This is a genomic window from Microbacterium paludicola (assembly GCF_039529675.1).
Lineage (GTDB): Bacteria > Actinomycetota > Actinomycetes > Actinomycetales > Microbacteriaceae > Microbacterium > Microbacterium paludicola.
In genome coordinates this window covers 68645-77583 of the sequence record NZ_BAAANG010000018.1, presented here as the reverse complement: position 1 = coordinate 77583, position 8939 = coordinate 68645, and the positions used below count along the sequence as shown (strand labels likewise).

Genomic DNA, 8939 nt, shown 5'->3' with positions numbered 1-8939 from the left:
CATCGTAGGCAGGGCCGCCGACATCACCATCCGGCCCGACCGGTGCCGCCCGGCCTCCCGGGCCGAGCGGCACCGACGAAGGGATCAGGCGGCGACGGACAGCTTCTCGGCGAGCGTCCTGCCGTGCGCCTCGGCCGCGGCGTGGGCGTCGGCGAGGTTCTTGTGCGCGAGCTCGACGAGGTCCGCCATCGCGGGGTTTCCCTCCGCGAGCGTCAGCTCGGCCTCGATGACCTCCAGGTCGAAGCCCCACACGTCCTGGATCACGCGCTTGTACCAGTCGGTCGCGTGGTCCCAGCCGAAGCGAGGCATCCCCTCGCCGTCGCGGCTGAGCCGGCGGCACCGCTCACCGCGGGGTGTAGTGCACCGTCTGCATGACGATGAGGCCGTCGCGGACGACGAAGCTGTCGGCGCCGTCGCAGACGGCGGCGTCACCGCTGCTCGCCGACCACTGCAGGAAGCCGTACTCGCCCGAGACCATCGTCGTGTCGTACGCGAACTCGGCGTCGCCCACGATCCGATCCAGCTCACCGGCGCACTGCATCACGCCCTCGTGCCCCCGGAACTCCCCTGACCCGGTGAGCATCACGACATCCTGCGAGTAGTTCGAGAGATCCCCCTCGACGTCGCCCTGAAGTCGCTTCATCAGATGAGCGTGCAGCACCTCGGTCGTCGACCTCATCCGTCCTCCTTCGCGCGTCGTCGTCCCGACCGTAGGGCGCACCGCGCCGACCGGCCAGGGGGTTGCGCCGCAGCCGCTCCTGGCGCCTACGGTGGACCGAGCATGACCTGATTCGGATGCGTGCTGCGCTCGAGCCGGCATGATCCGATCGGCGGGAGGGGGCCGGGATGAAGCGGGTGACGGTCGAGTCGAGCGTGATCGCGGAAGTGGGTTACGACCCCGAGCTCTCCGCGATGGACGTGCTGTTCACCACCGGCGAGCTGTACCGCTACTACGCCGTTCCGCCTTCCGTGCACCGGGGCCTCCTCGGTGCGGACAGCCCCGGCGCGTTCTTCAGCCAGCGGGTGCGCGACGTCTATCCGGTCGAGCACGTCGGGCTCGGCTGACGCGCACGAGAAAGCGGCCCCCGCCATCCGGAGGATGACGAGGGCCGCTCTGCGGCGTCTGTCAGGCGCGGCCGAACTGCCCCGAGGCCGGGCAGTCGAACGGATCGCGCGCGGCGAGACCGACACGGTTGAGGTACTCGATCACGATGCCGTACGAGCGCAGCAGCGTGGTCTCGGTGTACGGCACGTCGTGCGAGATGCAGTAGTCGCGTACGATCTCGCGCGCCTTCGCCAGATGCGGGCGAGGCATGTTCGGGAAGAGGTGGTGCTCCACCTGGTAGTTCAGGCCGCCCATGAGCCACGTCGCCCACCAGCCGCCGGAGACGTTGCGCGAGGTGCGCACCTGCTTCGAGAAGAAGTCGAGCTTCGCGTCGGGTGCGATGATCGGCATCCCCTTGTGGTTCGGCGCGAACGACGCTCCCATGTAGACGCCGAAGACCGCGAGCTGCACGCCGATGAAGGCGAAGGCCATGCCCAGCGGAAGGAGGAGGAAGACCGGCACGATCACGGCCGCGAGGCGCACCGCGATGAGTCCGAGCTCCAGCCAGCGGCCCTTGACCGGTCCGCGGGCGAACAGGTGCTTGAGCCCCAGCACATGCAGGTTCAGTCCCTCGAGCGTGAGCAGCGGGAAGAACAGCCAGCCCTGCCGGCGCGTGATCCAGCGCAGCGGGCCGCGCGTCTTGGCGGCATCGACCTCGAGGAACGAGACCGTGTCGAACTCGATGTCCGGATCCTTGCCGACGCGGTTGGGGTTGCCGTGGTGGCGCGTGTGCTTCGCGTCCCACCAGGACAGGCTGATCCCGACGACACCGGCCGCGAGGATCCGCGCGAGGCGCAGGTTCGCAGGACCACTGGAGAGGATCTGGCGGTGCGCTGCCTCGTGGGCAAGGAAGGCGACCTGCGTGAACAGGATGCCGAGCGCGGCGGCCATGAGCAGCTGGAACCAGCTGTCTCCGAGCAGGATGAACCCGGTGATGACGCCGCCGAAGCAGACGGCGAGAGCGGCACCGACGAGGGCGTAGAACCAGCCGGCGCGACGCAGCAGCCCGGTCTCCTTCACCACCTGCGACACCTGGGTGTAGGCCTTCGCGAGCGGCGGGAAATCACCGGCGCCGGAGTACGTCTGGCGGATCGGACCGAGCCGAGCCGGGGGTGCGGACGTGAGCGTGGTCGTGGAGATGGGTCAACCCCTGTCGATCGGTTCGGCCGTCACAGACCTCGGAGCCAAAGGCAGATCGCCGATCGCTTGAGGCCCACGCTACAGGTGGTGCCATGCGGACGCGGGAATACTCGGCCGATGCATCATCGATGTCCAGGCCGCCGCCAGCATGCGTTCACCGTTCAGGCATGCGTCCGCGCGCGGGAGCGACGGCGTCGCCCCGCGGCGGTGGTGCGCGGGCGCGACGCCGCGGCCGGAGCGAGGTGCGCGTGCAGCGCATCCTGGGCGTCCCGGCGCGAGCGGTAGACGCCCAGCGGCTCGGCATGGGCGCTGTGCAGGGCGTAGCCGCTGTCGGTCACGGCGATGTAGCCGGCGAACTCGTCATCGACGGTCGCGACGTACACGTCCTCGTCGGCCTGCTTCCAGAGCAGGGCCGGCGCGGCGACGGCGCGAGCAGGGGCGGACGGGGCAAGGGGCAGTACGGAAGACATCAGGTCGTTTCATCACGGGCGATCTCGCCGTCACTGGCGGATCGCGGAGAAGGTCAGGGAGCGCGCGAGCGCATATCGCTCGGCGGGAGGATCACGCCCTTCGCCGAAGACGGCGGGCGGTTCCGCAGTGAAGCGGTGGATCCGGGTGACGCGGCGCCCGTGAGATGTCGGGCGGGAATGGCCGAAGCTGGCTGCCGCGTCGATCAAGCCTAGCCCACGAGGCTGGGCGCGGCCTGCGCGCCCGCTCAGGGAGCGGAGTGCCCCCGGCGGCGGACCATGCGCCAGTGGTTGCCCTCGTCCGTGCGATTGACCTCGAGCTCGTCGAGCACTGCCTCGGCGAGCGGCAGCCCGCGGCCGCCCTCCGCGTCCTCACCGGGCATCTGCTCGCCGAACGTGGGCGAGAACTCCTGGCCAGAGTCGTGCAGATCGGCGACGATCGCCTCGTCGGTGACGCGCACCTCGAAAAGCCAGCGCACCTCACCGCTCGGCACGCCGTGTTCCACGACGTTGTTCGCGATCTCGATCACCGCGGTCTCGAAGAGCATGAGATCCATCGGATCGAGCTCGGGATGCTCGGCGCCCACCCTCTCGAGGAGCGTGTGGAGGCGATGGAGCTCGGCCGGCACGGCGAAACCGTCGAGCGAGTAGTCACCAGCCATGCGCGCCAGCCTCACCCGTGTCGTGCGGGAAGCGGGTGCGGTCGACGGCGGAACGCATGACCTCGACAAGTGTGCCCACGATGGCCACCCTAGCCGCGCCTCCGGCTCGATCCCAGGACCTCCCGCGCGCAGACGGGATGTCAGCCGAGCGGCGCGCGGACGGGGTGATCCTGGCCGTCGAGGATCAACTGAGCCGCCGTCCCCGTGGCCGTGTTGATGACGACGGGCGCGAGCAGGTTGACGTGGACGCCATCGGCCCCCGGGTTCGCGACGACGAGCAGCAGCGCGTCGTCCGGCCGCTCGAGCGCGAGGTCGGCGGCCTGCTGATCGGTGAGCACGGGCGTGTAGCCGGCGACGACCGTGCTGGGGTCGACGAGGAACAGCCGCAGCTCGGCGTCGTCGCGCGCGCTGAGCGCGAACAGCCCCTCGGCACCCTCGATCGGCGCGAGGTCGAAGTCGGTGTGGGGCGCGAGGCCCGGGGGCGGGGACAGGAACGCGACGGCGGCACTCACGAGAGGAAGTCCATCAGCGTCGGCTGCAGCACGCGCCCGGTGACCTGCAGCGCCGAGCGGTACACGAGCTCCTGCGCCTGCAGCTGCACGAGCACCTCGACCGAGTCGACGTCCTCGACCGCGGCACGGCGGGTCTCGAGGGAGACGGACGTGTCCACGGCGATCCCCTTCGCTCGCTCGATCTGCGACTGGCGGGCGCCGACGGCGCCCTGGGAACTGAGCATACTTGTCGACCGCTCGTCGATCCGGCCCACATGCGCGGCGACGTTCTGGCCCGAGCGCAGGTCGGCGACGATGTCGTCGATGAGGGCGAACACCGAGTCGGGGCCGGTGCCGAAGACCTCTGCGCCGTCGGCATCCACGCGCACCGTGACCCCGTCGGACAGGCGCCGCTGCACCGAGGATCCGGGCTCGCCCGTGAAGGCGTAGCCGCCCGTGCCGTCGGCGGTGAAGGCCGCTCCCGCGTCGGAGGTGCCGGCGAACACCGAGCGCCCGAGGATCGACGTGTTCGCGTTGGCGAGCAGCTCCTCGCGGATGCCCTCGAGCTCGACGGCGATCGCCTCCTTCGCGGTGGCATCCAGCGCGCCGTCGTTCGCCCCCTGGAGCGTGAGATCCCGCGCGCGGCGCAGCAGCGCCACGCTCGACGAGATGGCGGAGTCGGCGGCCGTGACCCACGCGAGCCCGTCGTCGATGTTGCGCGCGTACTGGTTGTTGCGCGACTGCTCGGCATGCAGGCTCAGCGTCGTGGCGGCCGCCGAGGGGTCGTCGGAGGGCGCCAGGAAGGCGCGCTGCGACGTCGCCTGCTGCTGCAGTCGCGCCAGCTCGCTGAGGTTGGTCTGGAGGTGGCGCAGCGACGCCTGGGTCATCGTCTGCGCGGTCACGCGGGAGATCATCCTGCTCCTTGTTCGTGAGGCCGGTGGCTCAGCGGCCGACCAGGCCGGTGCGGTTGATGAGCACGTCGAGAGCTTCGTCGACGGCCGTGAGGACGCGCGCGGCGGCCTGATAGGCGGTCTGGTAGGTGAGGAGGGCGATGGTCTCCTCGTCGCCGTCGACGGCGGCCACCGACTGCTGGGTGGCGACCGAGGTCACCGCCGCGACCTCGGCGACGCTGGCGCGCTGGGCGTCGCCGGCGGTGGCGACGCCGAAGGACGTCACCGCGTCGGCCCAGATGGCATCGGGCGAGCCGGAGCCCGTGCCGATCTGCGAGATCGCGTCGGCGTTGGATCCGTCGTACGCCCCCGCGCCCGGCGCGGCGATGGCCAGCTCGGCTCCGCGCGTCGGCACCACGCGCAGCGACAGGGCCGCGGGGCCCGCGCCCTCGAGCGCGAAGAAGTCGCCGCCGGGCTGTCCGCCGGTCGTCAGGCCGGCGCGATGCTGCGCGTTCACGAGAGTGACGAGCTCGGTCGCGACGCGGTTGTACGCCTCGGCGACCCCGGCCAGCGTGCCGCCCTCGGATGCCGGGGCGAGCACGGACAGCGCGCCGCCGACCTCGCCGCCGACGATCGTCAGCTCGACGTCCGGGCGGTGCGCCCACGCCAGCGTGACCGCCTCGCCTTCCGCGATCCCGTTCGGTCCGTTCACGACAAGGTGACGGGCGTCGGCACCCGAGACGAGGGCGTTTCCGTCGATCCGCACCGTCATCGTGCTGTCGGGCTCGATGGTCGCCTGCGCGCCCGCCATGCGCGAGAGCCTCTCGACGAGCACGCCGCGACGATCCATCAGCTCGTTCGCCGAACGGCCCGAGTTCACCGCATCCCGGATCTCGCGGTTGAGCCCCGCGACCTGGTCGGCGATCGTGTTGATGTCGGCGACGCTGCGATCGACGCCCTCGCGCATCGCGCTCCACTGGGTGCTCGCGGCCGTATAGCCGGCCGCGACCCGGGAGGCGAGCTCACCGGCGCCGTTGAGGACGACGGCGGCCGCAGCCTCGGAGTCGGGTGTGTTCGACAGCCGCTGCCAGCTTCCCCAGAACTGCGACATGAGGTGCGCGAGCCCGGCCTCGGTGGGCTCGGCCATGGCGGCCTCGGCCGAGCGGGCGGCCTCGGCGCGGACCGTCCAGAACCCGGACGCGCCGAGCGCATCGCGCACCCGCGCGTCGAGGACCGCGTCGCCGAGTCGGCTGATCCCCTCCACCGCGACGCCCTGACCCGGGACGACGCCGGTGCTGAAGCGGCCCGCCTGGGCGACGCTCCCCACGGGCGAGGTGTCGAGCCGCTGGCGCGTGTATCCGGCGGACAGCTGGTTGGCGATGTTCTGCCCGGTCACCTCGATGCCGCGGCGCGCGGCCGCGAGCCCCGAGGCGGCGGTGTTGAGTCCGCTGAAGGTGGACATGTATCTCCGTTCGGATGCGGCGGTCAGAGGTCGGTGTCGAGCAGGCGCGGCGATGCGTCGCCGCGGGCGACGGAGCCGTCGGCGTCGTACTCGCCCGTCGGCACGCCGAGGGCCGCGATCGCCTCCTGCGTTGCCCGCACCGCGGCACGCAGGTGCCGCTCGTTGGCGTCGCGGCGTCCGGAGATCTCCGCGGCGAGATCCGTCATCGCGCGCAGGTGCTCGGTGAAGACCTCACGCCAGGCGTCGGTCGGCGCGTGATCGATCAGCTCCTGCAGGGTCGCCGACTCGGGGGCGCCCCACTCGTCGGCGACGGCCGCGACCTCGACGGCGCGGCCGAGACCTGCCTGCCGCATGCGGTCGAGGACCGCCTCCACCTCGCGCGAAGCGAGATGGATCCACCGCGACCCGCCCGCGGCAAGCAGCAGCTCCTGCTCCTCGAGCTTGAACAGAAGCATCTCGAGCAGCTCCCGCTCACGCCAGAGGTGCAGAGAAAGCTCGTTGGCTCCCATGATTCCCCGACCCGTCTCCCCCATCGATGACACGCCCCAGCAACGTGCTGAAGGTCACTATCGGCCCGGACGCGCTTACCGTTACGACCGTAGCCGGGAAGAGGTCCCCATAGGAGGTTCAGAACCCGTTCATCCAGACTTGGGAGTTTCGCTTGTGAGATTCCTGAGTGTGGATCTATCGTCCTGAAAGGGCTTCCTCCCAGGAGCCCCTCCGCGGATCCCCCCGTCCGCAGGCCTCCCACAACGAGGCCGATGCAATCCCCGCCCGACACCCCCCTAGAGAGCGGCAACAGAACATGATGCGTGCCGAGCGCAATCGTCTCGTCGTGGACAATCTGCCACTGGTCGGCTTCCTGGCCGCGGAGGTGAGCGCACGCGCGACGCATATCCCCCGCGAGGAGCTCGCCGCGGCCGGCGCCCTCGCGCTCGTGACGGCGGCCGACGCGTTCGATCCGGCACTCGGCGTGCCCTTCGGCGCCTACGCGCGCCGCAGGATCCTCGGCGCGTTCGCCGACGAGATGCGCTCGATGGACTGGGCCTCCCGCGGCATCCGCCGCCGGATCAAGGAGACCGTGGCGGTGCGCGACACCCTCGCCACCGCGCTCGGCCGCACGCCCACCAACGCCGAGATCGCCACGACGCTCGGCGTCGAAGTGTCGGCGGTCGCCGAGTCGCTCGTCGACGCGGATCGGACCGTCACGACGCTCGATGATCCGATCGTGCTCGGGGTGTCCTCCGATCTGCCGCTGCCGGATGAGGCCGCCGCGCTGTCCGAGCGCCGCGAGGTGCTCGATCGGGCGCTCGAGGCCCTTCCCGACCGGATGCGCTTCATCGTGCGCGCCGTGTACTTCGAGGAGCGCCCGGTCAAGGAGATCGCCGAGGAGCTCGGCGTCTCGCACTCGGCCGTGTCACAGCAGCGCTCGGAAGGACTGAGGCTGCTGCGCGACGCGCTCGGCCGCTACTTCGCCGACCAGCCGGGGCTCGTCGCGCTGCCGACCGCGCGCTCGTCCGAGGCCGTGCGCGAGGCGTACTTCACCCGCATCGCGGTGAGCGGCGGCCGCCGGCTCGCCAACGTCTTCCTGAAGGGCGCCGCCGCGCTGTAGCGCACGCTCGCCGCTCGCGCAGAGGGCCGGATCCGGATCAGCCGGATCCGGCCCTCTGCTTACGTCGGGCGCGAGACGGCCGATAGCTGTTATCGGAGCCCACGGACGGGTTCCGCACCACCACCCACTCACGGAGGAATCACCATGGGTATGCAGATCAACACCAACGTGTCGGCGCTCAACGCCTACCGCAACCTGTCGTCGACGCAGAACGACCTGTCGAAGTCGCTCGAGAAGCTCTCGAGCGGTCTCCGCATCAACCGCGCCGCCGACGACGCGGCCGGCCTCGCGATCTCCGAGGGCCTGCGCTCGCAGGTCAACGGCCTGAACGTGGCCGCCCGCAACGCCCAGGACGGCATCTCGGTCATCCAGACCGCGGAAGGCGCCCTGACCGAGGTCCACTCCATCCTGCAGCGCATGCGCGACCTGGCCGTCCAGGGCGCCAACGACTCGAACAACGCTCAGTCGCGCGACGCGATCAAGGCGGAGGCCGACCAGCTCGGCGCCGAACTGTCGCGCATCTCGGAGTCGACCAACTTCAACGGAATCAACCTGTTCCAGGCCGGCGGCAACGCCACCGCGACCCCGCCGGTTGCGGCCGGCCCGGAGTCGCTGACCTTCCAGGTCGGTGCGGACGGCGACGCCGCCTCGGCGGTGTCGGTGAACATGCTGAACCTGGCGACCGCTCTGGGTGACGGCACCAACTCGCTCGTGGCCCTCACGCCCGGCAGCGTCGCCGCCAACGCCGTCGGCTTCGACGTGAAGGACGCCGGCAGCGCTCAGGGGACGATCGAGCTGATCGACGCCGCGATTGTCAACGTGTCGGAGGCTCGCGCGGGCCTCGGTGCCGCGCAGAACCGCTTCGAGTCGACGATCAACTCGCTGCAGGTCTCGTCGGAGAACCTGGCTGCGGCCGAGAGCCGTATCCGCGACACCGACATGGCGGCCGAGATGGTCAAGTACACCGCCGCGAACATCCTGTCGCAGGCCGGCACCGCCATGCTCGCGCAGGCGAACCAGTCGACGCAGGGCGTTCTGCAGCTCCTGCGCTGATCCGCGCACGGCTGATCCCCGCATCGGCCGCCGCCGCCCGGGCGAGGGGCTTCCGAG

The 8939-nt window shown here is 70.9% G+C and carries 12 protein-coding genes; 3 read left to right on the top strand and 9 right to left on the bottom strand.

The genetic code is table 11. The features are described 5' to 3' along the window. Window positions 1-84: 84 nt before the first annotated feature. A complete protein-coding gene (locus ABD161_RS08720; RefSeq protein ID WP_135112732.1) occupies window positions 85-309 on the bottom strand; it encodes a hypothetical protein in 225 nt (74 codons plus the stop codon). A 34-nt stretch (window positions 310-343) separates the two neighbouring features. After that, entirely contained in the window at window positions 344-643 is a 300-nt protein-coding gene (locus ABD161_RS08715; protein WP_344001595.1) for a nuclear transport factor 2 family protein, read from the bottom strand. A 203-nt stretch (window positions 644-846) separates the two neighbouring features. Here ABD161_RS08715 and ABD161_RS08710 point away from each other — a divergent pair, with 203 nt between their 5' ends. Then, entirely contained in the window at window positions 847-1065 is a 219-nt protein-coding gene (locus tag ABD161_RS08710) for a KTSC domain-containing protein (protein ID WP_344001593.1), read from the top strand. Between the two features lie 61 nt (window positions 1066-1126). Here the strand turns inward: ABD161_RS08710 and ABD161_RS08705 are convergent, their stop codons facing one another. The 7 genes from ABD161_RS08705 to flgN all read right to left on the bottom strand — a co-directional run bounded on the left by ABD161_RS08705 (window position 1127) and on the right by flgN (window position 6726). Further along, on the bottom strand, window positions 1127-2245 hold the full coding sequence (locus tag ABD161_RS08705) for a fatty acid desaturase family protein (RefSeq protein ID WP_344001897.1): 1119 nt from the start codon (window positions 2243-2245) through the stop codon (window positions 1127-1129). 161 nt (window positions 2246-2406) lie between these two features. Continuing rightward, the gene (locus ABD161_RS08700) at window positions 2407-2715 is read right to left on the bottom strand and encodes a hypothetical protein (RefSeq protein WP_344001591.1); all 309 of its coding nucleotides are present in this window, start codon (window positions 2713-2715) and stop codon (window positions 2407-2409) included. A gap of 245 nt (window positions 2716-2960) precedes the next feature. Further along, window positions 2961-3374, bottom strand: coding sequence for an ATP-binding protein (locus ABD161_RS08695; RefSeq protein WP_344001589.1), 414 nt, complete (start codon window positions 3372-3374; stop codon window positions 2961-2963). Between the two features lie 140 nt (window positions 3375-3514). Beyond that, window positions 3515-3886: a flagellar assembly protein FliW gene (locus ABD161_RS08690; protein WP_344001588.1), complete on the bottom strand. Its 372-nt coding sequence runs from the start codon at window positions 3884-3886 to the stop codon at window positions 3515-3517. Continuing rightward, window positions 3883-4779, bottom strand: a complete 897-nt coding sequence (flgL, locus tag ABD161_RS08685; RefSeq protein WP_344001586.1) for a flagellar hook-associated protein FlgL — start codon at window positions 4777-4779, stop codon at window positions 3883-3885. The genes ABD161_RS08690 and flgL overlap by 4 nt, the downstream gene beginning before the upstream one ends. Window positions 4780-4807: 28 nt before the next feature. Continuing rightward, window positions 4808-6217 (bottom strand): flagellar hook-associated protein FlgK, encoded by a 1410-nt coding sequence (gene flgK, locus ABD161_RS08680; RefSeq protein WP_344001584.1) that lies wholly within the window; start codon window positions 6215-6217, stop codon window positions 4808-4810. Between the two features lie 23 nt (window positions 6218-6240). Further along, the gene (flgN, locus tag ABD161_RS08675; RefSeq protein ID WP_344001582.1) at window positions 6241-6726 is read right to left on the bottom strand and encodes a flagellar export chaperone FlgN; all 486 of its coding nucleotides are present in this window, start codon (window positions 6724-6726) and stop codon (window positions 6241-6243) included. 296 nt (window positions 6727-7022) lie between these two features. Between flgN and ABD161_RS08670 the strand changes: the two genes are divergently transcribed. Both ABD161_RS08670 and ABD161_RS08665 read left to right on the top strand, forming a co-directional pair. Beyond that, complete coding sequence (locus ABD161_RS08670; RefSeq protein ID WP_344001580.1) at window positions 7023-7829, top strand: sigma-70 family RNA polymerase sigma factor; 807 nt, start codon at window positions 7023-7025, stop codon at window positions 7827-7829. Between the two features lie 144 nt (window positions 7830-7973). After that, a complete protein-coding gene (locus ABD161_RS08665) occupies window positions 7974-8882 on the top strand; it encodes a flagellin N-terminal helical domain-containing protein (protein WP_344001578.1) in 909 nt (302 codons plus the stop codon). Window positions 8883-8939 lie beyond the last annotated feature (57 nt).